This window comes from Streptomyces sp. NBC_00637 (assembly GCF_045161545.1).
Classification (GTDB): Bacteria; Actinomycetota; Actinomycetes; order Streptomycetales; family Streptomycetaceae; genus Streptomyces.
On record NZ_CP109046.1, the window covers coordinates 8,005,752 to 8,032,351 of the forward strand.

Below are 26,600 nucleotides of genomic sequence, written 5' to 3' on the forward strand. Positions count from 1 at the left end.
CGTGTGACGCCCCGACCGACTCGCTCCCCGCTCGACGCCGCCGCCCGGGTCTCCCCAGACCCGGGCGGCGGCATCGTGCCCGGGCCGAACGGTCAGGCGGTGCGGCAGAGCATCGCCGCGCCGACCGGTGCTCCGGTGCGGACCACGGGCGCGTTCCCGAGGGGGGCGGTGCGGACGGCGGCAGCGACCTGCGAACGGTTGCGCGCGAAGACGACGAGGCGCAGAACCGCGAACCGCGCGGCACCGGCGAGTGCGGAGGCGGACAGGTAGACGATCTGTTCGAGCACCGCGCCGGGGGCCGCCGTCAGCTGATGCAGGGCGAGTATCGCCGCGCAGGTCACCGCGTACGCGGCCGCCGCGGATCCGGCCGACTGCGCGTGCTGGCGCCAGGTCGCGCGCCCGCCCGTCCCGAAGGTGAAGCGGGCGTGCAGCTCGGTGGCGAGGAGGGTGGAGGCCGCGGTGATCAGGGCGTTGGCGAGGATCCAGGGGATCCAGGAGGCGAGGGCGGCCACGGCGAAGCTGGACGTGAGGCCCACGCCGCCGCCACAGAGTACGAAGCGGGCGAACGCGGAGCAGGCGCCGGTTCTCGACCTCCGCGAACTGTGTCTTGTCCTCATGACCCGCCCCCCTGGGGATCGCTCCTCGGCGAAACGCGGAGCCTCGACCCTGGGGGCCTTGCGTCCGTAGTTTCTTGTTGTAGAAACGCTACGTTGCATTCATAAGTTGAGCAACAAGTTAACGGCCCGAAGGCCGCGTAATCGCAGCTAGATTCGTTGAATTCGTTGCAATGGATTGAATTTCAACGCAACAAGCATTCCCGAAGCGTTGCAATGAAGCGAAAGTGAACGCTCAGTCCGGCGTGCGCGGGCGACGAGGTGTTCCACGCGGCCGGGCGAAGGAGGATGCCCCGGCCCCCCCGCGACGGACCGGGTTCACGCCCGCCCGGGGGAGGGCGCGAGCCCGCCCGCGAGCTGTGCCAAGGGTGTTCCGCGCGCCCACAGTTGCAGGCGTGGGCCGTCGATCAGGTACGTGTGGGGCTCGCGCGAGGCCCACACCTCGTCCCGGTGGGTGAACGTGCCCCGGTGCACGACGAGCCGCAGCGGGGGACCGGCCCGCCCCCGAACCCGCAGCCGTGCCCGGCACGAACAGGCCGACTCCTCGTCGGGCAGTGGCTCGGCCACGGGGCGGAACGCCACGTCGAGCAGCCGTCCGCCACCGTCACGGGCGGCGAGATGGTGGGTGTCGTGCCGAGGCGGCGGCAGCACCCGCCAGCCGTCCCGACGCAGCATCCGGGCCACGGCGAGTACCAGCCCGGACATGTCCAACTCCGCCAGTTCCTGGGCGGTGTAGTACCCGCCCCGCCGCCGGGCGGGCCGCCGTGACCGACGACGCAGAACGGCGGCGACCACCACGAGCGGCGCGAGGGACAGCGCGCAGACCGGACCACCGAACGCGCGGTAGAGCAGCGCCAGCCCCCCGAGCGCGGCGCCGACGACCACGACCGAGGCGGCGAGGGCGGGCAGCACCTCGGGCAGCCTCGGTCCGTAACGGCCCGACGCGCGTAACTCGTACACGGTCCTTCGACGGCGGGCCCGCGGCGACTCGCCGCTCCGCGCCCGCTCCCGCCTGCGTGCCATCAGGGCCGGCCCCCCCACCCCATACACAAAGATGCGTAGGGGGTGGATACCCGGCCGGGTCGGGAATCGCGCCCGGCTGCCGCTTTTCCGCCACCGCCTTGGCCGAAGAGTGCTCACCGGGCCGTTGTCAGTGGTGGGTGACAAGCTGCTGGTCATGGACGAGGCTGAGTTCTTGCGGGGCCGGGTCTACGGCGCCGATCACGACGACGCGGGACCCCGCCCGGAGCGCGCGTACGCGCAACTCGTGGGCGGTCCGCTGGACGGGCTGCTGCTCGACGTCACGGACCGCACCGGGCACGAGCTGCGCGAGGTCGCGCTGATCACGGAGATAGGCCGCTACGGGCCCGGCGGCCGTGCGCTGTACGGACGGCGCAGCGGCGACGACCGCCGTTTCGACTGGCGGGGCGACGCACCGGGCGCCCCCTGAACCAGCCCTGGTCCCGCGGCGGTGCTACTTCAGATAGGGCCCGTCGGTGCCGATCTTCCCGGGCCCGTTCAGTATGTACACCCGCAGGTTGCCCTTGCCGGGGGCGGCGACCGACAGGGTGCCGTTCGAGACGCTCTTCACGTCACCCGTGACGGCGTCCGTGTACGTGCCGTTCGGGATACCCGTGAAGCTCGCTGCGCCGGTGACCGTCACCAGGGCGAAACTGTCCGTGCCGCCGCTGGTGTAGCGGCGCTTGAAGGCCATTCCGCCGCTGATCCCGTCGGTCGAGTACTGGCCCATCTGGAGAGCCGGGACCGACCGGCGGATCTGGTTCAGCCGCTGGAGGTGCTTGACCAGTGGCTGGGCCAGGGTGGTGGCGACCGTACCGCTCGCGCCGGCGACCGTGCCGAAGTCCGAGGCGGTCACGGAACCGGCCAGTTGGTCGCCGAAGTACGCGCGCCCGGTGGACGCCAGCGGGCAGGTCGGCCCGCAGTCGATCTGCTTGCCCTTCTGGAACTCGATCTCCGAGCCGTAGTACAGCGTCGGGATGCCGCGGAAGGTCCACATGAGCGCCATGTTCTCGGCCCAGGCGTCGGTGCCGCCGCTGTAGCGCGTGCTCGACTTGTTGGGCCCGTAGTCATGGCTGTCCACGTAGACCACGTTGTAGGTGGCGTCGTTGACGCTGTCGTCGGAGTCCTTGCCGTTGCTGAAGGCGTTCTGCGCGTCGCCGAAGTTCATGTGCATCCGCATGTCGATGATGTTCATGCCGGAGAACAGGCTGCGGTCGGGCGTGTGGTAGCTGTTGCCGCTCAGGAAGGCGTTGGCCGACGTCGGCTGGTTCCCGGTACCGAGGTTGTTCTCGTAGGTGAACTGTTCGAGGGCCGCCGTCTCGTCGTCCGCGCTGTACTCCTTGCGCTCCTTCCACGTGAAGAACTGCGCGGAGTGGTTCACGGATCCGCGGTTCCACTTGTCGTTGACGAACGCGCCGACCTCGCCGAAGACGAAGAAGTTGGCGGCCGCCTGCGTGCCGAACTTCTGGGTGACCCGGTCGTAGATGGCGGGCAGGAAGCGGCGGTTCCAGGTGACACGCGGGATGTGGACGGCCGTGTCGATCCGGAAGCCGTCGACGCCCATGTCGATGTACTTGTCGTAGGCGCCGATGAGGTAGTTCTGCACCGGCGTCGACTCGGTGTCGAAATCGGCCAGGTCCTCGTGCAGCCAGCAGGACCGGGAGTCCTCGCCTTCCCAGTTGCCGATCCAGCACCGGTGGTAATAGGTCTTCGGGAACATGCCCGAAGTGGGGCTCGGCCACTGGCAGTTGTAGAGGGTGTAGCCCTCGGCGCTCTTGCCTCCGGTGGGCTTGCCCCAGTTCAGGCAGGTGTTGCCGGTCGGTTCGGCCGTCGACCACAGGTCGCCGTTGTAGTACGACTTCCCCGACTTCGGCTCCACCGTCAGACCGTCGTACTCGAAGCCCTCGGCCTTCTCGTCGTAGTACCAGCTCCACTGGGTGTCGCGGACCCCGTACACGGTCGGTGTGAACAGGCCCTTGGCGCCCCAGCGCGAGCTGTGGTTGTAGACGACGTCCTGGTAGATCTTCATGCCCTTGGCGTGGGCGGCGTTGATCAGATCCTGGTAGGAGGCGCCGGCGGACTCCAGGCGCGGGTCGACCCTGTAGAAGTCGTAGCCGTGGTAGCCGTGGTAGTCGTAGTCCGAGCGGTTGAGGACCACGGGCGTGATCCAGACCGCCGAGAAGCCGAGCGCCTTGATGTAGTCGAGTTTCTCGACCAGGCCCTTGAAGTCCCCGCGGAACATGGGGTCGTCGTTCGCCGCGTTCCCGGACTTGACGTGCTGGCTGCCGCCGCGGTCGTTCGTGGTGTCACCGTCGTAGAAGCGAGCGGTGAGTACGAAGTAGATGGGGTCCTTGCGCGGGTCGGTGCCCAGCGGGGTGCCGCTCGCCGGGGCCGGTGCGCGCTCACCGGTCGTCGCGGTCGCCGCTGCGGAGGCGGGCGAGGTGTTCCCGGCCGCGTCGACCGCCTTCACCGTGTACGTGTAGGTGGTCTTCTCCTCGAGCCCCGTGTCGGAGAGGACCGTCGAGCCGACATCCGTGACCCTCGTCCCCAGGGTGCCTCCGGTGCGCGTGACCTGGTACTTCGTCACGCCCTTGTTGTCGGTGGCGGCGCCCCAGCCCACCACCACCGACGTGCCGGTGGCGCTCGCCGTGACCCCGGCCGGGGCGGTCGGCGCCTGCGTGTCGGGTACCTCGGCCGCGCAGGGGTCCGCCGCGCCGGAGGTGACCGTCCGGTCCTTCACGGTCGTGGTGCCGAGCGGGATCGTGTAGTCCGCGCTGTTGTTGTTGTCCCAGACGCCGTTCCCGTTGTTGAACGCGGCTTCGAGGGATGTCGCCGTACCGATGTCCAGGGTCTTCTTCCACCAGCCCGTGCAGGCGGCCTCCATGCCGACGCCGGGTGCCGTCGTCCACGTGCCGCCGGTGGGCGCGTAGTGGATGTTGGCGGTGGTCCATCCGGAGGTGGTGGTGGAGTAGTAGAGGGTGGCCGCGTTGCCGTTGCCCGTCTCCGTGCCCGCGCACGGATCGCTGTGGGCGATCACCCCGTCCTTGACGGTCACCGGGCCGGTGCCCAGCGCGTAGTTGGCGCCGCCGTTGTTGTCCCAGGTGCCGCTGCCGTTGTTGAACGTGGCCTGGAGCCCCGCGGCCGAGCCGAGGTCGACGGTCCGCTTCACCCAGTCGGTGCAGGCGGCCTCCATGAGCGCGCCGGGGACGGTCGTCCAGGCGCCGCCGTCGGGGGCGTAGTGCAGATAGGTCGCGGCCCAGTTCTTCGTCTTCGTGTAGTAGAAGACGGTCGCCGTGTTCGAGTCCGCGGCCGTCGTCCGCAGCGGGACGGGGTCGGATCCGGACGGGCCGGCGAGCAGCCCGACCAGTCCGGCCGCCACGAGGGCGGCGGCGAGCGAACGTGGTGGTGTGCGCCTGCGGGATGTTCTCGGTGCGCGCCTCATGGCCTCTCCCGGTACGGGCAGCGGATGGAGGGAGTCGCCATGAAAGAGCAACCGGCAACTTCCTGAAAGGACTTGCGAACGGAAGTTACAGGGGCATGACACCTCCGTAAAGAGATCTCGCGCGGCGGGAGAAGAGGCAGGACCGCCCGGCCGGGCGAACGGAACAATGGCTTCCATCCCGCGATGGTGATCAAATGTGCGAATGTCTACAGGATCCGCACCCGCCGCTCGGGTGGCGACCACCGCGCCGACGTTCCGTCATGGCTGGCACAAGCTGCTGATCGCCTTCATCCTGCTGGGGCGCGTCACGCGCATCCCCGCAGCCATGGACGCCACGACGGGGGCGACCCCTTCGGGCTGGTGGAACGTGGTGTGGGAGGTGCTCGCCCTGGGGCTGGCGGCCTTCGCGGTGAGCGAGTGGGAGATCCTCCAGGCGGCGCGCTGGCGCATGTCCGTCACGCAGTGGATCTGCCTGGTCCTCTTCCACGTCGGCCTGCTCGGATTCCTGGCCGCTCAGGTGCTGCAACTGCTCTAGAGATCCGGGCCGGCCGACAGCTCGGGAGCGGCCTCGGCGCGAGCTTCGGAGCGGAACTCCGCGTCGCGTGTCCACGCCGTCGGCGTCACGTCAGCGCGTGGCCGTATCGGACCCGGGCCGACGCCAGGTCGGGTTCGCCGAACCGGGCACGCAGAACGCCGAACGCGCGGACCTTGTCCGCGCCGAACCTCCCCACACGCGTCGCGTAGGAGTCGGCGGTGAGGAATGTGGGGGGAGTCGTCTTGCTGTGGAACTTGTCGGCGTACATGACGAGTTGCTCTTCGACGGTCTCGGCCAGATAGTCGGCCTCGGGTATGCCGAGTCCCTGCTCGCGGATGTCCTGCCGGGTGAGACCGACCCCCGTGTGGCAGGAACAGAAGCGGCGCAGGCGCTCCGGGAACCCTTCCGCGTGGAGGATCTCGTGGCCGAGCACGCCGTGACGGACGTAGTCGCGGTGATCGATCCGACCGTCGTCGTCGTAGAGGCGGTAGACGCCGATGTCGTGGAGCAGGGCGCCGACACGGACGAGGTCGGCGTCGAGGGGGAGGTCCGTCCGTGCCACGAGCTGTTCGGCGATGCCGCAGACGATCTCGCAGTGCGTGAAGACGAGGTCCAGGGCCTCGGGCGAGGGCGCGTACCGCTCGTGCAGCGCACGTACCTCGGCGAGCGTCGGAAGGAGCACCCCGGCAGCGTACCTTCCCACCCGCGGCGCGAGCGGAGTCGGCCACCGGCATCGGACGGCCGGACCGCTGCCGCCGGCCGGCCGTCCGGCGAGCCCGACTCCGTGGCCGGGGCCGGGTCAGTATCCGATGGCCTCCCGGAGAAGCAGCACGGTGCCGCGTCCCGGGCGGGGTTCCGCGTTGAGGACGAGGAGACGGTTGACGGCGCTCGGCGTCCCGTACGCCGCCTGGGCGCGGGCGTTCTCCAGCGGGAGGGCGTGCTCCTCGATGCGGCGCAGCGCCGTGCCCAGGTCGGGCACCACCTTCTGCGCGCCGACGATCCAGACCGCGTGGGCGGCGCCGCCCGCGTTGGCGGGGAGTTGGCTGCCGCTGCCCGAGGCGAGGACCAGCGAGCCGGTCTCGGTGACCGCGGCGACGCTGTTGACCACGAATTCGGGGGCTGCGAGCAGCGTTCGGATCTCGTCGGCGCCGGTGGCACGGTCGATGGCCAGGACGCGCGGCCTGACGGCGTCGTAGCGGCCGCCGGCGTTGATGTCCTCGTCGATGCCGGACAGCCGGAGGGTCTCGCTGGCCCCGGTGAACACCACGGCGCCCTCGGGGATCAGGTCCTTGACGCGGACACGTGCGGCCGCGGCGTCGTCGAGGACCTCGGCGGCGAAGCCGTTGGCGCGCAGCGCGGCAGCCACCCGCTCCAGTCGTCGCGACGAGGCCGGGTCGGCGAAGGACGCGGCCGGAGCCGGGGAGACCGCGGCGTCCGTCCGGTCGGTCCCGGAGCTCCGCGCCGCATGGGGAGCCGTGCCCGCCAGCGGGGAGGTGTCGAGGTACCTGACCTCGTACACCCGCTCGGCGAACTTCCAGCCCTCCATCGTGCGCTGGTAACGGTCGTGGTAGACGGCGTAGTTCAGCCCCTGGCGTCCGTCGAGGGCACGCACCAGCTCCTGGATGTAGGCGCGCCCGGTGGCGGTGTCGCCGTCGAGCAGGATCGTCCCGGGGTGTGTGGTCTGCACGAAGAAGTCCCACTGGCTCTGCAGCCGTTCGCCCCCGGCGAGGATCTCCTCGCGGCCGACCTGCTCGGCGGGGATGTCGGGCATGCGCAGCACGCCGTCCGGTGTGAACAGCGACGCCAGGCGGGGCCGGTCGCGCATCATCGCCGCGTCGGTGAACTCGCCGCGCAGTGCCTCGATCTCGACGCGGTCGGCGATGGTCCGGAAATCGTTCATCGGGGTTCCCTCTTCGTCAGGCTGTCGTCCTCACCGTTACGACAACGCGGCCCTGCGGAATGTGAGGCGGCGCGTCGGCCTCACATTCCGGCGCGCTGTCCTGTCGTAACGGGTGGAGGCACAGCGGCGAGCGAGGGAGCGGCCAGACCATGACCACCGGAGACGAGCCCGGCGACGAGCAGAGCGATCCGGGCCTCGGCGCGATCATGAGCGAGAGGCGCAGACTCATCAACCTCGCCTATCGACTCCTGGGGTCCCTTGCCGACGCCGAGGACGTCGTGCAGGAGACCTACGTCCGCTGGTACGCCATGTCCCCTCGGGAGCGGCAGGCCATCCGGTCGCCCGGCGCCTGGCTGATGACGGTCGCCAGCCGCATCTGCCTGAACCTGTTCGGCTCCGCGCGGGCCAGACGGGAGACCTACGTCGGCGACTGGATCCCGGAACCGCTGCCGGAGCCCATGGAGTGGGTCGGCGGGCGCTCCGGCGTCGGCGGGGCCGATCCGGCCGACCGGATCACCCTCGACGAGTCGGTGACGATGGCCTTCCTGGTCGTCCTCGACGCGATGACCCCGGCCGAGCGGGTGGCGTTCGTCCTGCACGATGTCTTCCGCTACCCCTTCGGCGAAGTCGCCGAGATCGTCGGCCGTACTCCGGCGGCGTGCCGCCAACTGGCCTCGTCCGCCCGCCGTCGCGTCCGCTCCGCGCAGGCCCCGGCGGGCCCGAGGGCGGGGCAGGCGCGCATCGTGAGGCAGTTCAGAACGGCGTGGGAGGCGAAGGACATCGACGCGCTGATCGGCCTGCTCGATCCCGACGCCACGGCGACCGCCGACGGCGGCGGGCTGGCCGTCACCCATCCGCAGCCGATCACGGGCGGCGAACGGATCGCCCATGCCTACGCCGAGATCGCCCGCGTGTCGGGCGACCGCACGACGTTCCTGGAGTGCACGGTGAACGGCCTGCCCGGCTTGGTGGCGCGGCAGGACGGCGACGTCGCGACCGTGTTCGCGTTCGAGATCGCGGGCGAGCGGATCAGGCGTATCTGGGCGGTGCGAAACCCCGAGAAGCTTGGTCCCTGGCAGATCGCCCGGGGAGAGGACTAAGGCACGTCCCAGGGCTCCCGAGCCGCGAGGTGCCGGCAGCGTACGGCGAGGGCCGCGACGTCGTCGTCGAGCCGTCCGCCGGCGTAGCGGAGCAGGTCCCGGTGCAGCTGGTCCAGCAGCTCACGGGGCGGTGCCGCGCGGTGCCGGCGCATCCAGTCCGGCAGCGGGAAGAAGGTGCCGTTGCGATCGCGTGTTTCCGTTACGCCGTCGGTGTAGAGCAGCATCTGATCGCCGGGGACGAAGGCGACGGTGTCCACGTGGTAGTGCTCGCCGAGAAGCGCCGCGAGATTGAGAGGTGTGGAGGGGCGGGTGGGTTCGAGCACGTGGATCTCGCCGTTCTGCACGAACACCGGGGGTGGGTGCCCGCAGTTGAGGACCTTGACGTGCCCGCTGTCGTAGGGGATCTCGGTGATCAGAGCGGTGGCGAAGTGCTCCTGCTGGTCGTCGGCCGGGATCGCGGCGCTGTAGCGCGTCATGGTGATCTGCAGGCGATGGACCAGCCCCTTCAGGTCGGGCTGGTCGTACGCGTTCTCCCTGAAGCAGTTGATCACCGCCGCGGCCGCCCCCACCGCCGACAGGCCCTTGCCGCGGACGTCGCCGATGAGCAGGCGGACTCCGTACGGCGTGTCGGCCGCCTCGTACAGGTCGCCGCCGATCCGGGCCTGCTCCTGGGCGGCCCGGTACAGCGACTCGATCTCGATGCCCTGGATGCGGTGCGGCAGCGGGCGCAGCAGCACCTTCTGGGCCGCGTCGGCGACGAGCCGGACCTGGAAGAGCGTCTCCTCGCGCTGGAGCCGGAGATGGCTCGCGTATGCGGCTGCAAAGGTGACCGCGGCGATCGCGCCCGCCGTGTAGGGCGTTCCCAGGTCGGCGTGGAAGAAGCTGACGCCGATCATGACCAGAAGGCAGAAGGCCCCCAGCAGGACCGTCGGCAGCACGGGCCACACCGCGGCCGCGAGCGCGGGTGCCGCGGGCAGGAGCCGGCTGAACGCGACCTCCCGTGGAGTGGCGAACGCCAGGCCGGCGATGAGTACGGCGACGAGCACCGGTGCCAGCGTTGCGGCCTGCCGCTGACCGCCGGGGGCACGGTGGCGGCGCCGAGGCCGAACTGATCTGATCACAATGCAGATCTTATAGGGATGAAACGGGCGCACGGGTCGACCACTCTCCGGTCGCCGGTCGGGGGGCTCCGACCTGCCCGGCCTCGCCGTGGCGGCGAACCGGTGGCGGAGGGTCGGTGGTGCAGGGTCGGTGACGGAGGGGCGGTGGCGGTGCGGCCGTTCGTTCGATCGTACGAACATGGCTTCGGTGGGGTTACTTCTGTCGCCCAGCCTTGATAGGAAACTTTCCTGTCAGTTGCACAGCAGCGTCACCCCACCCCCCACTCCTCACCTGGAGCCACTGTGGTGCACATATCGCGGCCGGTCGACGGCCCAGCCCCCACCTCCCGCCGCCTCTTCCTCGCCCTCACCGGCGCCCTGGCGACCGCCCCGCTCCTCGCCGCCCACCGGGCGGACGCGGCCCCCGCCGCGAAGGGCCTCGACGACCCGGCGAAGAAGGAGATCGCCATGAAGCTGGTGTCGAGCGCGGAGAACTCCTCGCTCGACTGGAAGGCCCAGTACCAGTACATCGAGGACATCGGCGACGGCCGGGGCTACACCGCCGGCATCATCGGATTCTGCTCCGGAACCGGCGACATGCTCGACCTCGTAGAGCTCTACAGCGACCGCAAGCCCGGCAACGTCCTCGCCAGGTACCTGCCCGCCCTGCGCGAGGTCGACGGCAGCGACTCGCACTCCGGCCTGGACCCGAACTACCCGAAGGACTGGCGCAAGGCCGCCCAGGACGCGGCGTTCCAGCAGGCCCAGAACGACGAACGCGACCGCGTCTACTTCAACCCCGCCGTCCAGCAGGGCAAGACGGACGGCCTGCGGGTCCTGGGCCAGTTCGCCTACTACGACGCCATCGTCATGCACGGCGACGGCAGCGACCCCACCAGCTTCCGCAACATCCGCAAGCGCGCGCTGGCCAAGGCGAAGCCGCCGGCCCAGGGCGGCGACGAGACGACGTATCTGAACGCCTTCCTCGACGCCCGCGTCTGGGCCATGAAGCAGGAGGAGGCGCACAGCGACACCAGCCGAGTCGACACCGCCCAGCGCGTCTTCCTGCGCAACGGAAACCTCGACCTCGACCCGCCCCTGGACTGGAAGGTGTACGGCGACAGCTACCACATCGGCTGACCGCCCCGGCGTGATCCCGGCTGGACGCGGCGCGCCAGTCTGCGGCCCCAGGCCTGACCCGGTACCTCCACGTACCGATGGGTCAGGGCGCACAGCGGCAGCAGCACGGCGAGGAACGCCGCCTCCAGCGCGGGAGCGTCGTGGCGCCACCGGCCGACCGTGCCGTCGGCGGCCGCCGGCAGCACGGGATGTACCAGGTAGACCAAGTAACTGATCGTTCCCGGCGCGGTCAGCGGGCGCGGCACGCGCAGGTGACGTGCCGCCAGCCCGGCGCCGAAGGTGAACACGGCCAGCAGGAACGCCAGGATCCAGCCCTGCCGGGTGAAGCGGCCGCCGTCGCCGCCCCGGTACGCACTCGCCACGGCGCAGACCAGCACCCCGGCGGCCGTGCCGGCCACGCACCGCCGGTCGGCCCCGCCGTTCCCGGTCCGGTGGACCGCGGCGCCGAGGAACATCACGGCGAGAATCACCAGGCCCTCCCACCCCTTGCCGCGCTCGCAGACGCGCCGTCGAGCAGCCGGACGACCCGGGCACCACCGCCGCGCCGAACCAGACCGCCGCGCAGGCCGCCGCGACGACGGCGATCCGGGACGGGGCGAGAAGCCGGCGCCCGGCCGGCCTCCTGGCGCCGCGTCCGGCTTCCCCCGTGGCCGGCCCGGTCCGGCGGACTTCCGTCCCGCGCCCGTACCTGGAACGAGATGCGGAAAGCGTTACAGAGATCGGTTGCGGACGGCATCCCGGGCGGGTCTTCGGATGCCGCCCCCGACGAACGGCGGCACGATGACCGGGTGAGTGGTACGGCTGGGGCGTAGGGGGAGGGTTCGCGGGTAGTCGCGCCGATATGAACGGGGTAGTGAAGGCGGTCCGGATGGAACCTGTCCCGCCCGACCAGGGTTCTTCCGTTCCCGACGGGGACCCTGCCGAGACGACGGTGGCGCTGGACGGCAAGGACGGTTGCATCGCCCGGGCACGTCGGCTCACGGGTGACTTCCTGAGTCGGGTGCAGAGCCGGCACGGCTTGGCCGTGTCGGCGCGGGCCATGGATCTTTCCCAGCTCGTGGTGAGCGAACTGGTCACGAACGCGCTCAGATACGCGCCCGGGCCCGTCCTGCTCCAGCTGCGCATCGCCGGAGCCGCGGTGGAGATCGTCGTCTGGGACAGTGATCCGATGCTGCCGGTGCCCCGCGCGCCCGATCCGACGCGGGTGGGCCAGCACGGACTGGAGATCGTGCGGGCGGTGGCGGAGGACTTCGATGTCGCTCAGGAGCCGGTCGGCAAGCGGATCGTCGCCCGTCTGGGCCTGTCCGACTGACCCGGACCACGACCCGGCGACGGCCGGTACGCCGCGACTGCGCGTACCGGCCGCCACCCGCCGGCTGACTCGTGTCAGGGCTGACGCGCTGACTCGTGTCAGGGCTGGAAGGGAAGGGTCGCGCAGTTGGACGTGACCGTCCTGCCGTTGAGCCGGTCCGTGAGCCAGGAGATCGCGTCGCCCTGGTCGACGAGCAACGGCGTGAAGTGGTTGATCAGGGAGCTGCCGAGACCGGGCACGATCACCGGCTTGTAGGTGACGTCCGCGCCCTTGGCGCACCACGCGACGGCGAGGGCGCGCGCCTGGGCGTGCGGTACCAGGTCGTCTGCGGTGCCGGTCGCCAGCCGGACCGGGGACGTCGGCGCGAGGGTGCCGATGCGCTGGTCGGTCAGGAACGCCTTGAGGGCCGGCTCGGACTGGACGATGTCGCTGAGGGAGCGGCCGTCCGTGGTCCAGGCGGTGCTCTCGGCCGAGTTGTAGGAGAGGAGCGCGTCGCCCACGCACATCGTCGACAGGTCCTTGAGGGCGGCGCGGCCCGCCGCGTTCAGGTGCGCTTCGGCGATCGGCACCAGGGCGGGGTCGGACTCCAGGAAGCCGTTGACCGACCAGCCCAGCGCGCCGGCCAGGTCGCTGCCGTCGATGGCCTTGGTGACGGCGGCCAGGTCGGCGGGCGGAGCGCCGCTGTAGGTCCCGGCGAGGGTGACGTCGGGGGCGTACGAGGGCTGGAGTTCGGCGGCGGCCGCCGTGGCCCCACCGCCCTGGCTGTAACCGAACAGCGCCACCCGGGAGCCGGCCGTCAGCGATGTGCCGTCGAGGGACCGGGCGGCGCGGACGGCGTCGAGGACGGCGTGGGCCTCGTCGACCCGGTTGACGTAGGTGTGCAGCCGGTCGGTCGCGCCCAGCCCGGTGTAGTCCGTGACCGCGACGGCGATGCCCCGGGCGAGGAGACGGTAGATCGCCAGGTCCTCGTAACCCACGGACAGTGTCTGGCCGTTGACGAGAAGTGGGTGTTCGAGGCCGAGGGAGGCCGCGCACTGGTCGCCCTGGCCCATGGTGCCGGGGGCCACGACGACCATCGGCCGTGCCCCGCGGCCCGTCCAGCGGGCCGCCGGTTCGATGTAGGCGCCGGTGACCGCCATGGGGCGGCCGGCCGAGTCCGTGGACTTGTACATCAGGCGGGTCGCCGTGCCGGGCAGCGGCCCGTCGATGCCCGGCAGGCTCAGCGCCAGCGGGAGCGGTTCGGAGCGGATCAGGGCGCCGTCGGCCGCCGGGAGGGTGGCGGGCGGGTTGTAGAACGTCGGGATGGTGACGCCGCGCGAGACCACGGCGTCCGACTGCGCGGTCGCGTCGGCGGGTACGGCGGTGACGCCGAGGCAGGCGGCAGCGGTGACGGCTGCGGCCAGCAGGCGGGTGGGGGCGGGCATGGCGGACCTCCGGTGAGGGGGAGGCCGAGCCTTCGTCTGCGGCTCGGGTGGTGGACGGTCCGGTGGGGTGCGGACCGTGACGACCGAGCGGTACGGGGCTCCGGTCGTCCACCGTTGCCCCGTACCGCTCTTAGACGAACTGTCAGGACCGTAGCGAGGGCGGCGTTACCTCGGGTAGCGGTCGGTAGGTTACGGTTCAGTAATATGACCGCTCGGTAGCAAGTCCGAAGCCTTGCGTTCACCGGTCACGCGCAGCCCAACGGATGCCTATATGTGGACCGTTGACGACAATCTCCGACAAAACAAGACCGCGGGGCCGTCTGTCGCTAGCGTCCCGGGCCATGAACACCGACCGCACGCGGGGCGCGCACCTCGGCGACCACGACTCCCGCGACGACGCCTTCGAGCCACCCCGGCCCGGCACCCACCACTCCTCGACACAGACGGCGACCGCGAGCGGCAGCGCCAGGATCACGCAGAAGAACACGCAGATGAAGTTCTCGATCCCGGTGATCGGACCCCTGCTCAGCATGGCGTACGCCCATCCCCTGATCGCCGGACTCACCGCCGTGGCGGTCGTCGGGGGAGGAGGCGCGGCGGTCACGGCCGCCCTGCCCGACACGACGTCCTCGCCCTCGACCGCGCTGGTGCGCGGCTTCGTCATGGAGGTGGCGGACGGTCAGAAAGCCCCCACGGGTTACGACTTCACCCCCACACCGCCCGTGGTCGCCGGCGCCGGTACGGATGCCCTCTACTTCCAGGGCGGCTATCTCATGTCCACCAGCGGCCGACTGGCCTCGTGGGACTCGTCCGGGGTGCCGACGGCAGAGGGCTGCCGGAAGGCCGTCGCCGACAACCCGGTACGGAAGACGGCCGTCTCCGTCGGGTACGCGATGTGCTTCCTCGACCGCAACGGCGACCCGGGCTACCTCACCGTCACCGCCTCCGAGACCGGGTCCGTCACCGTCGACACCGCCCACCTGGGCTGACCCGACCGCCACCAACAGGCCCGCGAAGCCGGTGTGGTTGACTACGCCCGTGCTGCACGAGTCGGTCTTCCGCACCACGGACCTGCCGGTGAGCGACCGGTTCGAGGCGTGGACGGAGCGCATGGGCCGGACCCACGCACCCATGCGGCTCAGCAGCGACCGTCACGCGGACTACCACGGCTGCCAACGCCTGATCACGCTCGGCGACGTCGTGGTGTGGCCGGCCACCTTCGACCACCTGGTCTTCCGCCGCACGCCGAAACTCATCCGCCAGTCCGACCCCGAGACGTACCACCTGTCCCTCCTGCTCAAGGGCGAGGGAGCGGCCGACTGGGGCAGACAGCAGGCCGCCTACCGGATGAACGACTTCCACATCAACTCCTCCTCACGCTCGTGGGAGGTGCTCACCGGCTCCGAGCCCGTCACCGTCCTCGGCGTCGAGGTGCCGCGAGCTCTGGTGGCCGTGCCCGACCGCCGAGCCGATCAGGTCCTGGGAAGCCTGCTGTCGGGCCGCGAGGGGATCGGCGCGCTGCTCTCGCAGTTCCTGCGCCAACTGGTCGCGGACACCTCCTCGTACCAGCCCTCGGACGCGTCCCGGCTGGGCACGGTCGTCACGGACCTGGTCACCGCCCTTTTCGCGCACACCGTGGACGCCGACCCCCGGCTGCCGCCGGAGACCCGCGAGCGCACCCTCGCCCTCCAGGTCAAGACGTTCATCCACCGGCACCTGGACGATCCGGACCTGACTCCCGCCGGGATCGCCGCCGCGCACCACGTCTCCCGCAGCTACCTCTACCGCCTCTTCCAGGCCGAAGGCCTCACCGTGGCCTCCTACATCCGCGACCAGCGGCTGGAGAACGCCCGCCGCGACCTCGCCGACCCCCGGCTGCGCGCACTGCCCATCCGCGCCGTCGCCGCCCGCTGGGGCTACCCCCGGGCCGCCGAGTTCACCCGGGCGTTCCGCACCGCCTACGGCCTTCCGCCCAGCGAACTGCGCGCACAGGCACCGACCGAGAGATAGGACGGCCTCCCCTCGGCCGGCGCCGGTGGACGCTCCGCCAAGCAGCTGTGGACCGTACGCCAACGACACACCACCCGCCCCACCCGCATCCTGGTGATCACCGCGGCGCACCGCCGCGACAGCGGGGCCGTGCCAGGACGACGGGGGAGTCCTGGCACGGCACGGACGCTGCCGCGCACGCGCACCGCTCTCCGACGGCCCACGGTTCCCACCGACGACCGCCCCCTCGACGTCGGCCGACCGACGACCTCCCCCGACGACGGCCCACGGATGATCGAGTGGTGACGGTCAGACCACGGGCGTAGCGTCTAACGGTGGACCCGACAGCGGACGTGTCCGTCCCCTGACCTCTCCCTGGGCCCGCTTACGAGCGGGCGACCATGTCATGAGCAGCTCCCCGCAGCCGACCTCAGCGCCCCGGACCACCGCCCGACAGGATGGTGGGGGCAACGCGATGGCGCTGTTGGTCATCGCGTCATGCCAGTTGATGGTGGTCCTGGACATCACCATCGTGAACATCGCGCTGCCGGACATCCAGCGCTCCCTGGACTTCTCCACCACCAGCCTGGCGTGGGTCGTCAACGCCTACACACTCACCTTCGGCGGCCTGTTGCTGCTCGGAGGCCGGGTCGGCGACATCCTCGGCAGACGGCGGGTGTTCATCTTCGGAGTGCTGCTCTTCGTCCTCGCCTCCCTGCTCGGCGGACTGGCCCAGAACGAGGCCCAACTCCTCGCCGCGCGCGCACTTCAGGGCGTCGGCGGCGCCATCGCGTCCCCGACCGCCCTCTCCCTGGTCAGCACGACGTTCCGGGAAGGACCCGAGCGCAACCGGGCGTTCGGGGTCTTCGCCGCGGTCTCTGCGGGCGGCGGCGCGATCGGCCTGCTCGCGGGCGGGATCCTCGTCGAGTGGCTCAACTGGCGGTGGGTGCTGTTCGTCAACGTTCCCATCGGGCTGCTCATCGCCCTCGCCACACCCCGCTTCATCAAGGAATCCGAACGCCACCCCGGACACTTCGACATCGCCGGCGCGCTGACCTCCACCGTCGGCATGGTGCTGCTGGTGTACGGGTTCATCAGAGCCGCGCAGGAAGGATGGGGGGACGCGCTCACGGTGGCCTCGTTCGTCGCGGCCGTCGTCGTCCTCGCGGTGTTCGTCCTGATCGAGCGGCGCTCCCGGCAGCCGATCACACCGCTGCACATGTTCGCCGACCGCAACCGTGCGGGCACCTACGGCATCATGCTGTGCCTCGCCGCAGCGATCTTCGGCATGTTCTTCTTCCTGACGCTCTTCGTGCAGAACGTGCTCGGATTCAGCCCGCTGGCGGCCGGGTTCGCCTTCTTGCCGGTCAGCGCGGTCATCGCGGTCGGCGCCGGGATCGCCTCACGGTTCCTGCCCGTCTACGGCCCCAAGCCCTTCATGGTGGGGGGCGCGATCCTCGCGGCCGGCGGCCTGTCCTGGCTGACCCTCACCGACGTCGACTCCACGTACGCGGGCAGTGTCCTCGGCCCGATGCTCGTCTTCAGCCTGGGCATGGGCATGGAGTTCGTCTCCCTCACGTTGATGGCACTGTCCAACGTGTCGCCGCTGGAGACCGGCGCCGCCTCCGGCCTCCTCAACGCCACCCAGCAGGTGGGCGGTTCGCTCGGCCTGTCCATCCTGGTCACGATGTACGGCACGGCCAGCCGCAACGAGGCGGACAAGCAGGTCCCCGACTTCCTGGCGCAGGCGACCCCGGCCGAACGCCTCACCTTCCGGCGTACCGGGCAACTCCCCGCCCCCTGGTCCGACGAGGTCCTCACGGCCGGCGTCTCGGCCGCCTTCGTCATGGCGGCGATCTTCACGGTCCTGGCGGCTCTCATCGCGATCGTGGTGATCCAGGTCCGCCCCTCCGACCTCGAACGTCTCAAGGGCGGCACGATCCCGGGCGCCGGCTGAGGCACGGCGCGTCGGCCCGCCGGGTGTGTCCCCGTGGTCCGCTCGTCGTGGCCCGAGGGGCAGCCCGCCGGTTAGGGTCCGCCCATGGGGCATCGAGACGTGGGAATTCTGCATCCGGGAGCCATGGGCGCACGCGTGGCGGCGCAGGCGGTGACGGCGGGAGCCGAGGTCTGGTGGCTGCCGCAGGGCCGGTCGGCGGCGAGTCGGGACCGGGCCGTCGCCCACGGACTGCGGTCCGCCACGAGTCTCCGGGAACTGGCCGCGACCTGTGAGATCGTGCTGAGTGTCTGTCCCCCCGCTGCCGCGCTCGACGTCGCAGGACAGGTGGCGGCGGTGGGTTTCCGGGGCGTCTACGTGGACGCCAACGCGGTGAGTCCCGAGCGGATGGCCGAGATCACCGGCGTGTTCGAGGACGGCGTCGTGACCGTGGTGGACGGCGGGATCACCGGACCGCCCCCGCGCGAGACGGGACGGACCCGGCTGTATCTCTCGGGCGACGACACGGCCGTGGCACGGGTCTCGGCCCTGTTCGACGGCACCGCGCTCACCCCGGTCACCCTGGCCGGGCCGATCGGGCGGGCGTCGGCGCTCAAGCTGGCCTTCGCCGCGTACAACAAGATCTCGTACGCCCTCGCCGCCCAGGCCTGCGCGTTGGCCCACGGTCACGGGGTGCTGGACGACCTGCGCGACCTGGCGCGGCAGATGCTGCCGGACACCCCGCTGGCCGCGCCGGAACACCTGGCCGCCGCCGGATCGCGGGCATGGCGCTGGGAGCCGGAGATGCGCGAGATCGCCCGGGCCTGCCGGGACGTCGGGGTGCCGTCCGATCTCGCCGAGGCGGCCGCGCGGACGTTCGGCCGATGGGAGGCGCACAAGGACGACCAGGCCGTGACCGGTGAGCAGTTGATCGCCGATCTCGTTCAGGGGACACCGTCGTCCACGTCGCGCGACCCGGAGGGTTTGCCGTCGCGGTGAGCGGCAACGCGATGTCCATGAGTGAACCGAACAGGAAGACGAATGAACAGTCCGCAAGCGAGCGGGTGACCGCGTCCAAGGCGCGGCGCACCGCAGACAAGGCGACCGCTCCGGCGGCCCGGGCCGCGAAGAGCGCCGCGACGAAGACGGATGACGCCGCGTCGGCCACCAAGAACGGGGTCCAGCGCTCCGCCGAGGTGACGACCGGCGCCGTGCAGAGTGCGGCGCATACCGCCTCGCGCGGTGTCGAGGTGGGCCGTCAGGCGATCGTGACGACGTCCGGCCATGTCGCCGCGACCGCAAAGACGGCATGGACGGTCATCGCGCACCGGAAGCTGATCGCCGCCGGTGTCGGCGCCGGCCTCTCCGCGCTGACGGCGGCCTCGTACGCCGTGGGCCGTCGCTCCGGCCGCTCCCCGCAGGGCCCTCTCACCCGGCTCACCGGCGGTCGGATCTGACCCTTCACGGTCGTGGTCAGGAGATCGGCCCCCGGCGGGAAACCGCCGGGGGCCGGGTCGTGTCCGGGTCGTGCAGGCATCGTGTCGGGGCAGGTCCGGGGGTCGGGTCGTGGCCGGGTCGACCTTCGCTCCCGCGAACCGGCCCGGGGTGTCCTCGCCGCCGAGCCGTCCATCGCGTCGTCCACCACGCCTCCGACCACACCGTGCACCACGCCCACGCCGGCCCTCGCGCGGACGGGCACACCGTCCCCTCCCGACTCGGGCCATGGCCCGCGGTCTTTCGGCGAGTTGATCCGGCCGACCTCTTGACCTTGCTCCGGACCGAGGCTTAGCGTTCCCGCGTTCGAGTCGGATTGAAACGATTCAAAACCGAGAACGACCATCTGGGGAGCACGTATGCGGGAACCGGTCGAGCAGGGTGGCGGCATGTCACGGCGAGCGGTTCTCGCCGCCGGGGCGACCACGGGCATCGCGGCGGGGATCGTCGCCGCCCTGGGATCCGGCACGGCCGCCGCGGCGGCACCGTCCGTCGCCGGGACGCCCGGACCGGCCACGGACTGGTTCGCCGCTCCCGCCCGTTCGGTGCGGCCCAGGTTCCGCTGGTGGTGGCCGGACGGTCTGGTGAACACCGACGAGATCGCCCGCGAGATCGACCAGATCGCGGACGCGGGATTCGGCGGCGCGGAGATAGCCGCCGTCCATCACAGCGTCAAGGACAAGTCCGTCCTGGACACCGAGCACCACGGGTGGGGCAGCCGGCCCTGGCGCGACGGCGTCGAGGCAGCGCTGCGCCGGGCCGCGAGACGGGGCCTCACCATCGACCTCACCCTCGGCCCGAGCTGGCCCGTCGCCGTTCCCGGCGTCACCCCGGACGACGAGGCGGCCGCCAAGGAACTCGTCCACGGCCGGGCCGCGTTGAGCGCCGGAGCCACCTTCCAGGGACCGGTGCCGCCCCCCGTACAGGCGCCCGCAGCGGGGGTGACCCGGCAGCGGCTGCTCGCCGTGCAGGCCGCCCGCGTCGACACGGCGAACTCCACGCGCAAGGAGACCGGACTCGACTTCTCCAGCGTCCGCGACCTCACCGCCACCGTCGCCGCGGACGGCACCCTGACCTGGACGTCCCCCGACTCCGGGGAGTGGGTGCTGATCTCCTACTGGACGCGCGGCAGCGGTCAGCAGCCCGAGTCCGGCCCGCACTCCGCGCCCGCCGCCTACGTCGTCGACCACCTCGCCCCGGCGGGCACCGCGGCCGTCACCGGCTTCTGGGAGCGGCAGGTGCTGACCCCCACCGTGCGGAGCCTGCTGAAGGCGGCGGGCGGCGCCTTCTTCGAGGACTCCGTGGAACTGGAGACGGACGGCCTGACCTGGACCGCCTCGTTGCCGGAGGCGTTCGCCCAGCACACCGGGCGGCCTCTGCTGCCCTACCTGCCCGCCCTCGTCCTCAGCGACAGCAACCAGGTGTTCGCCTTCGAGGCGCAGTTGACCCGGCAGATCCGACACGACTTCTGGGAGACCTTCTCGGAACTCTTCAACCGGCACCACGTCCGCGCGCTGCGGGACTGGGCCCACTCCCTCGGCATGTCCCTGCGCGCTCAGCCCTACGGACTCCAGACCGACGCGATCGAGTCCGCGGCGATCCTCGACATCCCCGAGGGCGAGTCCCTCGGCTTCAAGAACCTCGACGACTTCCGCTGCCTCGCGGGCGGCAGGGACATGGCGGGCCACACGGTGCTGTCCTGCGAGGCGGGCGCCTACAACGGCTCCGCGTACAGCACCACCTGGGACCGCTTCCTGCGCACCATGGGCGGCGCCTACGCGGCCGGCGTCAACCAGACCGTCGTCCACGGCTTCTCCTACGCCACGGTGCCCGGTGCGAGCTGGCCCGGCTTCGCCGCCTTCAGCCCCTACAACGGCGCCTCCGGCTACGGCGAGTCGTGGGGTCCGCGGCAGCCCACCTGGCAGCACGTCGGGGACATCGCCGCCTACCTCGGCCGGGTGCACGGCGTGCTCCAGTCCGGCACCGCCCGCGCGGACGTCGCCGTCTTCCGGCAGACCGGCTACGCCGCCACCGGCATCGGCGCGTCCTGGTTCACCGCGACCGGCATCCCGCTCGGCTGGAGCCACCAGTTCCTCAGCGGTCCGCTGCTCGACCTGCCGAACGCCACCGTCTCCGGCGGCCGGCTCGCCCCGGACGGACCCGCCTACAAGGCCCTGTTCGTCGAGGGCGACTTCTTCTACTCCTCCACGCCCACCCTCGCCACGGCCGACGCACGCCGTCTGCTGACGCTGGCCGAGGCGGGGCTGCCGATCGTCCTGCTGGGAGCTTTCGACCAGCCGCTCACGCCGGGGGTCCCCGACGACGGCGAGAGCGACCGGCTGCGGGAACTTCTGGCCCGGCTGCTCGCCCTGCCCCACGTCACCCGGATCACCGACAAGGCCGCCGTGGGCGACGCCCTCACCGGGCTCGGAGTCACCCCGGACGTACGCCACGCGACCGCGTCCACGCTCCTGAACGCACACCGCGTCACGCGGGACACCGACTTCTACTACCTCTGCAACGGCAAGCACGCGGAGACGGTCAAGCCGCCCGTGGCCCCGATCGACCACCAGGTGACACTGCGCCACACCCGCAGGGCCCGGGGCGGAACGACGATCCCCTACCTGCTCGACCCCTGGACGGGAGAGGTCACGCGGATCGCCCGGTACACCGAGGAGGAGGAGGGCGACGTCACCGTGCGGGTCGCCCTCCAGCCCGGCGAGACGATGATCGTCGCCCTGGGGCGTCCGAACCTCTTCGGCGACCGGAACGGGGCCCGGCCGCACATCGTCGAAACGGACGCGTCCGAAGCCCTCTTCGACGGGCGTTCGCTGACGATCCGTTCGACCGAGGCGGGCACCCGCACGACACGGCTCTCCTCGGGCCGTACGGTTACCACGGTCGTCCCGTCCGTACCCGCCCCCCTCGTCCCGAGCCGCTGGCAGCTGGACGTCGACGACTGGTACCCCGGGTCCTCCCCGACCCGGACCGACCACGTGCACCGCACGCTGACCCTCGACACGCTGCTGCCCTGGTCGGGGATCCCGGAGCTGGCCGACTCCGCGGGCATCGGACGCTACCGGACGACGATCGACCTGCCGTCCGGGTGGACGTCCGCGCACGGCGCGCACCTGGAACTCGGCCAGGTCTCCGACACCGCCCGCGTCACCGTCAACGGCACCGCAGCACCGGTCGTCGACAGGCTGCACCCGGTCGTCGACGTGGGCACCCTGCTCCGGCGCGGCCGCAACGTGATCGAGGTGGAGGTGGCCGTCCCCCTCGTCAACCGGCTCCGGGTCGCCCAGCCCGCGGTCTTCGGCGCCGTCGCCCGACAGGACCACGGACTCGTGGGACCCGTACGCCTCGTGCCGTACGCGCAGGCCACGGTCGGCTGAGGGAAAGGGGACCGGGGCCGCGACGCCACACGGGGGGTGAGCCGCGACACGGCCGCTCGCATCCCGGGGTCAGGGGGTCGGGCCCCCACAGCCCGCGCATGGTTCGTCCGGTTGCGGTTACTCCGCTGTCATGGCAAGCACATCGAAATCCGACCGTGACGACTCCACGGCGTCGGCGACCGGTCGGGAGCGGCAGGCGGGGCCGGACGAGCAGGTGGAACGGCGGGCGCCGGACGGGCCGGGACAGTTGCCGAAGCGCTCCTGGACGGCCGTGCTCAAAGGCGTGTTCCGGGAGTTCCAGGACGACGAACTCACGGACCGGGCGGCCGCGCTGACGTACTACGGGGTGCTGTCGATGTTCCCGGCCCTGCTGGTGCTGGTGTCGCTCCTGGGGCTGGCGGGCAAGTCGGCGACCGACGAGGTCCTGGACAACCTCCGCAAGGTGGCCCCGGGTTCGGCCCGGGACATCATCAGCGACGCGGTGCAGCAGCTGCAAGGCCGGGGCGGCGTCGGTTCGGTGATGGCGATCGTCGGTCTCGTGCTGGCGGTGTGGTCGGCTTCCGGCTATGTCGCCGCGTTCATCCGCAGCGCCAACGCGGTGTACGACATGCCCGAGGGGCGGCCGGTGTGGAAGGTGCTGCCGCTGCGCGTGGGGGTGACGGTGGTGCTGCTGGTGCTCGCGGTCGCCAGCGCGCTGATCGTCGTGTTCACCGGCGGCCTGGCTCGCCAGGCCGGCGCCGCGCTGGGCATCGGGGACAGCGCGCTGACCGTGTGGTCCGTCGCCAAGTGGCCGGTGCTGGTCGTCCTGGTCACGATCATGATCGCCCTGCTGTACTGGGCGACGCCGAACGTTCGGGCGCGCGGATTCCGGTGGATCACGCCCGGGAGCGTGCTGGCACTGGTGATCTGGCTGATCGCCTCCGCCGGCTTCGCCTTCTACGTGGCCAACTTCGGCTCGTACAACAAGACCTACGGCACCCTCGCCGGAGTGATCGTCTTCCTGGTGTGGCTGTGGATCAGCAACATCGCGATCCTGCTGGGTCTGGAGTTCGACGCCGAACTGGCCCGGCAGCGGGCCGTTGCGGGCGGGCTGCCCGAGGACGAGGAGCCCTACATCCAGCCCCGGGACACCCGGGCCTGGAGCGAGGACGACAGGCGGGAGGCCGAGTGACCGCGTGCTCAGCGCACCGGGAAGCCGAAGGAGTAATCCTGCTCCCGCAGCCACGGCAGGACCTCGCGCAGCGCCGCCACGGTCTGTGAGCGGTCCCCGCCCGCGTCGTGGAACAGGACGGTCGGGCCGTTGGACACCTCGGCCTTGACGGTGGCGACGATGGCGGCGGTGCCGGGCCGCTCGAAGTCCTTGGTGTCGACGTTCCAGCCCAGCGGCCGCATACCGCGGGAGGCGGCGAGATCGCGGCTGTAGGGGGTGAAGGCGCCGCCCGGCGCGCGGTAGTACATCGGGCGGACACCCCCGGAGGCTTCGGTGATCATCCGTTCGGCGTCCAGGATCTGCTGCGACTGGTAGGAATCGGCCTTGGTGTCCATGGCGGTGTCGTGCGACACCGTGTGGTCGCACAGCCGGTGCCCGTCCGCCACCACGGCCTTGACCAGGTCCGGGTGGGCCTGGGCCTGCGTGCCCACCATGCAGAAGGTCGCCTTCACCCCGTTCTCCCGCAGCACCTGAAGGACCTGCGGAGTCCACTCGGGGTCCGGCCCGTCGTCGATGGTGATGTTGACGCCGCGGGCGCCGTGGTCCGAGGCGTGGGCGATGTCCACCGACACCCGAGCGGGCGCGGCACCCGCGGCGGACGGCCGCGCCGAGGCACCCGCTCCCGCCTTCCCCGCGTCCACCGGACCCGCCTGCGCGCTCCACACCGAGGTGGCGGCGGCCATCGCCGTCACACCGACCGCCGCCGCGAGAACCCGGCCGTACCATCCCCGCCCGCCATGCCGCGCCATGTCTGCCCTGTCCGTGTCGTGTCGGTGGATTCCGTGCCTCGGTGGAATCCCCTGCAGCTGTCAGGACGGGAAAAGGGCCCTGCGGGATCCCTCTGTTACCGATCACGGACACTTTCGCGGATGTTCCGGGACGCGGGAGCGGGCCGCGCCCGCAACGCAGGGCCGTGCGCCACCCGTTGAGGGCGCGGTGATCACGGGCTCAACGGGACGCACAGCAGGGCGGCGGGGCCCGGCGCGACGGCGAACCGGGTGGTGAAGGCGATGCCCGCGGCGTACTCGTCTGCTGCGCACTGGCCCTTGTAGCGGCCCTGGGCGAAGTCGCCGCCGCTGTCGGCGGGCCGGTTGTCGGACCGGTCGAACCAGACGGTCCGTCCGGTGCCGCCCAGCGCGGTGCGGGCGGGCACGCACAGGGCGGCCGACACGCGCTCCCCGCGGCGGCTGTAGCCGATGAGGAACTGCCCGGCGGGGCACTGGAGTTTGGTGTGGCCGCCGGCCCAGTCGCCGCCGGCGGGGACGTGACGTTCGTCGGTCACGACCGTCTGCGTGTCGTCCGGGGTCCGCAGGTCCCCGCCGGTCGTGTCGGCGCACAGGCCCCGGCCGCCGGTGTGGCTGAGGCCGATCAGCCGGAGGCCGTCGGGGCAGGCGGCCTTGGTGGCCCCGGGGTCCCAGTCGCCGCCGGCCCGTACCCGGCGGGAGCGCACCGCGTCGCCGTGGTCGGTGGCGAGCATGCGGCGCACGGGCACCGGCGGGACGGTCCCGGTGCGGGTCGGGGACGTCATGAGGTGATCCCAGGCGGCGCCTCGCCAGTCGGCCTGGTCGAGGATGCCGTACCGTCGCCCCGCGTTGTCGTAGCGCAGCAGTGCCCAGTCGTCGTGGCCCTCCCAGCCGACGAGGGGCCAGTACGCGAAGTCGGCGTCGTGGTCGGCGAAGTAGTCGGTGACGTCGCCGAACCAGGTGCGCGCGGCGGCGCCCGTCTCCTGGGCGCCGATGCCGAACTCGCTGATCCACACGGGCGCGGTGTGGTGCTGTCCCTCCGCGGTGACGAAGAAGGCCTGGTCGGTGAGGACCTGGGACAGCTGGTCCCGGGTCAGGTCCTGGTAGCGGGGGTCGTGGGTCTCGCCGATCCCGGTGGCACCGCTGTGCCGGGGGCCGGTGTAGCCGTAGAAGTGGGCGGAGTAGACCAGCTTGTGGGCGTCCAGGAGGGTGTGCGAGAGCGTGCGCACGGGCGCGAGCGTGGGGCGCTCGTGCGGCAGTCCGTCCACGGGCAGCCCGGTCCAGTTGATGCCCTCGACGACGATGAGGAGGTCGGGGTCCGCCTCGGTGAGGATGCGGTCGGCGGCGAGCTGGGCCGCCGCGTACCAGTCGTGGTCGTCGCCGAGACCCCAGTTGGGGTCGTCCAGTACGTCACGGCGTACCTCGTTGTAGAGGTCCGCGCCCACGACACGGGGGTCGGCGGAGTAGCGGCGGGCCATGAAGACCCAGTCGTCGGTCCACTGCCGGGTGGACCGAGCGCTGTTCCAGCGTTCGTTGCCGTCCACACCGCAGCACCAGCGGCTGGTGTTGGTGTGGTTGTTGAGGATGACGGCGAATCCGTCCCGGGTGAGGGCGGCCACGACGGCGTCGAAGATCTGGAGGGGTGTGCCGCCGCGCAGTTGCGGGTTGGCGGCGACGGCGGCGTCCGGCACCGGCGTGGTCGTGCGGATCATCTCGTTGGAGAACGGCAGCCGGATGCTGTTGATGCCGAGCCGGTGGAAGTCGGCGAGCAGCGCGGACAGCGGCGCGCGGTCCAGGCCGAGGGGTATGCCGAAGGAGTTCTGGCCGGCGTGGTGGGCGGCGGGATCGGCGGTGCTGCCGCTTCCCGACCACGAGCCCTGGGCGCCGTCCCAGTTGGCGGATCTCAGGCGGAAACGGCGCCCCTGCGCGTCGACGATGTAGCGGCCACGGGTGGACAGGGGTGGCTGCCAGTCCTCCGCCGCCGGGGGAGTGGCCCCGGCGGCGAGGGCGCCCTGGTCGGCCGCGACGGGCGTGGTGACGGCCGACGGGGCGGCGGCCGCGGTCGGTGCCGGGGCCAGCAGCACGAGAACCACGGCTAATGTCAGGTACTTGACAAGTCTGAGGGTCTGCATCCGGTCCTCTGCGGGGCGCGGTGGGGTGGCGAACGGCGACCGACAGCCTACGAAATCCCGCCGGAGATGTCCCGGGGGCCGCCTGAACCGGCGCTCGGCCGCCCGGACCGCCCACGC

Annotated in this window: 22 protein-coding genes; 12 read left to right on the forward strand and 10 right to left on the reverse strand. The window is 71.5% G+C overall.

The features are described 5' to 3' along the window. Positions 1-92: 92 nt before the first annotated feature. Together OG440_RS35385 and OG440_RS35390 are read right to left on the reverse strand one after the other, a co-directional pair. Positions 93-617, reverse strand: a complete 525-nt coding sequence (locus OG440_RS35385; protein WP_406010835.1) for a hypothetical protein — start codon at positions 615-617, stop codon at positions 93-95. A 315-nt stretch (positions 618-932) separates the two neighbouring features. Beyond that, positions 933-1,574, reverse strand: coding sequence for a hypothetical protein (locus tag OG440_RS35390; RefSeq protein WP_406010836.1), 642 nt, complete (start codon positions 1,572-1,574; stop codon positions 933-935). Positions 1,575-1,791: 217 nt separating this feature from the next. Here OG440_RS35390 and OG440_RS35395 point away from each other — a divergent pair, with 217 nt between their 5' ends. Next, positions 1,792-2,064 carry a hypothetical protein gene (locus tag OG440_RS35395; RefSeq protein ID WP_406010837.1) on the forward strand — a complete coding sequence of 91 codons (273 nt, stop codon included), beginning with the start codon at positions 1,792-1,794 and terminating at the stop codon, positions 2,062-2,064. A gap of 24 nt (positions 2,065-2,088) precedes the next feature. Here OG440_RS35395 and OG440_RS35400 read toward each other — a convergent pair whose 3' ends face one another. After that, entirely contained in the window at positions 2,089-5,076 is a 2,988-nt protein-coding gene (locus tag OG440_RS35400; protein ID WP_406010838.1) for a carbohydrate binding domain-containing protein, read from the reverse strand. 202 nt (positions 5,077-5,278) lie between these two features. Here OG440_RS35400 and OG440_RS35405 point away from each other — a divergent pair, with 202 nt between their 5' ends. Beyond that, positions 5,279-5,611 (forward strand): hypothetical protein, encoded by a 333-nt coding sequence (locus OG440_RS35405; protein ID WP_406010839.1) that lies wholly within the window; start codon positions 5,279-5,281, stop codon positions 5,609-5,611. Positions 5,612-5,696: 85 nt separating this feature from the next. Here the strand turns inward: OG440_RS35405 and OG440_RS35410 are convergent, their stop codons facing one another. Further along, positions 5,697-6,293: an HD domain-containing protein gene (locus OG440_RS35410; protein WP_406010840.1), complete on the reverse strand. Its 597-nt coding sequence runs from the start codon at positions 6,291-6,293 to the stop codon at positions 5,697-5,699. 117 nt (positions 6,294-6,410) lie between these two features. After that, a complete protein-coding gene (locus OG440_RS35415) occupies positions 6,411-7,511 on the reverse strand; it encodes an LUD domain-containing protein (protein ID WP_406010841.1) in 1,101 nt (366 codons plus the stop codon). A 149-nt stretch (positions 7,512-7,660) separates the two neighbouring features. Here OG440_RS35415 and sigJ point away from each other — a divergent pair, with 149 nt between their 5' ends. Next, positions 7,661-8,611: an RNA polymerase sigma factor SigJ gene (gene sigJ / locus OG440_RS35420; RefSeq protein ID WP_406010842.1), complete on the forward strand. Its 951-nt coding sequence runs from the start codon at positions 7,661-7,663 to the stop codon at positions 8,609-8,611. Here sigJ and OG440_RS35425 read toward each other — a convergent pair. After that, positions 8,608-9,657: a PP2C family protein-serine/threonine phosphatase gene (locus OG440_RS35425; RefSeq protein WP_406010843.1), complete on the reverse strand. Its 1,050-nt coding sequence runs from the start codon at positions 9,655-9,657 to the stop codon at positions 8,608-8,610. The two genes, sigJ and OG440_RS35425, sit on opposite strands and share 4 nt — an antisense overlap. A gap of 357 nt (positions 9,658-10,014) precedes the next feature. On the opposite strand from OG440_RS35425, the gene OG440_RS35430 reads away from it, so the two are divergent. Next, on the forward strand, positions 10,015-10,851 hold the full coding sequence (locus OG440_RS35430; RefSeq protein WP_406010844.1) for a chitosanase: 837 nt from the start codon (positions 10,015-10,017) through the stop codon (positions 10,849-10,851). Here OG440_RS35430 and OG440_RS35435 read toward each other — a convergent pair. Continuing rightward, on the reverse strand, positions 10,836-11,321 hold the full coding sequence (locus OG440_RS35435; protein WP_406010845.1) for an acyltransferase family protein: 486 nt from the start codon (positions 11,319-11,321) through the stop codon (positions 10,836-10,838). The genes OG440_RS35430 and OG440_RS35435 overlap by 16 nt on opposite strands. A 398-nt stretch (positions 11,322-11,719) precedes the next feature. On the opposite strand from OG440_RS35435, the gene OG440_RS35440 reads away from it, so the two are divergent. Beyond that, positions 11,720-12,163: an ATP-binding protein gene (locus OG440_RS35440; protein ID WP_406010846.1), complete on the forward strand. Its 444-nt coding sequence runs from the start codon at positions 11,720-11,722 to the stop codon at positions 12,161-12,163. A 98-nt stretch (positions 12,164-12,261) separates the two neighbouring features. Here OG440_RS35440 and OG440_RS35445 read toward each other — a convergent pair whose 3' ends face one another. Continuing rightward, positions 12,262-13,587: an alpha/beta fold hydrolase gene (locus tag OG440_RS35445; RefSeq protein ID WP_406010847.1), complete on the reverse strand. Its 1,326-nt coding sequence runs from the start codon at positions 13,585-13,587 to the stop codon at positions 12,262-12,264. A 341-nt stretch (positions 13,588-13,928) separates the two neighbouring features. Here OG440_RS35445 and OG440_RS35450 point away from each other — a divergent pair, with 341 nt between their 5' ends. From OG440_RS35450 to OG440_RS35480, 7 genes are all read left to right on the forward strand, one after another. After that, positions 13,929-14,576: a hypothetical protein gene (locus OG440_RS35450; RefSeq protein WP_406010848.1), complete on the forward strand. Its 648-nt coding sequence runs from the start codon at positions 13,929-13,931 to the stop codon at positions 14,574-14,576. A gap of 49 nt (positions 14,577-14,625) precedes the next feature. Then, positions 14,626-15,597: a helix-turn-helix domain-containing protein gene (locus OG440_RS35455; protein ID WP_406010849.1), complete on the forward strand. Its 972-nt coding sequence runs from the start codon at positions 14,626-14,628 to the stop codon at positions 15,595-15,597. A gap of 454 nt (positions 15,598-16,051) precedes the next feature. Next, complete coding sequence (locus OG440_RS35460; protein WP_406010850.1) at positions 16,052-17,533, forward strand: MFS transporter; 1,482 nt, start codon at positions 16,052-16,054, stop codon at positions 17,531-17,533. 84 nt (positions 17,534-17,617) lie between these two features. Further along, positions 17,618-18,508, forward strand: coding sequence for a DUF1932 domain-containing protein (locus tag OG440_RS35465; RefSeq protein WP_406010851.1), 891 nt, complete (start codon positions 17,618-17,620; stop codon positions 18,506-18,508). Positions 18,509-18,519: 11 nt separating this feature from the next. Beyond that, positions 18,520-18,966, forward strand: coding sequence for a hypothetical protein (locus OG440_RS35470; RefSeq protein ID WP_406011550.1), 447 nt, complete (start codon positions 18,520-18,522; stop codon positions 18,964-18,966). A gap of 396 nt (positions 18,967-19,362) precedes the next feature. Beyond that, positions 19,363-22,398 (forward strand): glycosyl hydrolase, encoded by a 3,036-nt coding sequence (locus OG440_RS35475; protein WP_406010852.1) that lies wholly within the window; start codon positions 19,363-19,365, stop codon positions 22,396-22,398. A 130-nt stretch (positions 22,399-22,528) separates the two neighbouring features. Continuing rightward, positions 22,529-23,569: a YihY/virulence factor BrkB family protein gene (locus tag OG440_RS35480; protein ID WP_406010853.1), complete on the forward strand. Its 1,041-nt coding sequence runs from the start codon at positions 22,529-22,531 to the stop codon at positions 23,567-23,569. Between the two features lie 8 nt (positions 23,570-23,577). On the opposite strand, the gene OG440_RS35485 is transcribed toward OG440_RS35480, so the two are convergent. Both OG440_RS35485 and OG440_RS35490 read right to left on the reverse strand, forming a co-directional pair. Continuing rightward, positions 23,578-24,357: a polysaccharide deacetylase family protein gene (locus tag OG440_RS35485; RefSeq protein ID WP_406010854.1), complete on the reverse strand. Its 780-nt coding sequence runs from the start codon at positions 24,355-24,357 to the stop codon at positions 23,578-23,580. A gap of 191 nt (positions 24,358-24,548) precedes the next feature. Further along, positions 24,549-26,483 (reverse strand): glycoside hydrolase family 5 protein, encoded by a 1,935-nt coding sequence (locus OG440_RS35490; protein WP_406010855.1) that lies wholly within the window; start codon positions 26,481-26,483, stop codon positions 24,549-24,551. Between the last annotated feature and the right edge of the window lie 117 nt (positions 26,484-26,600).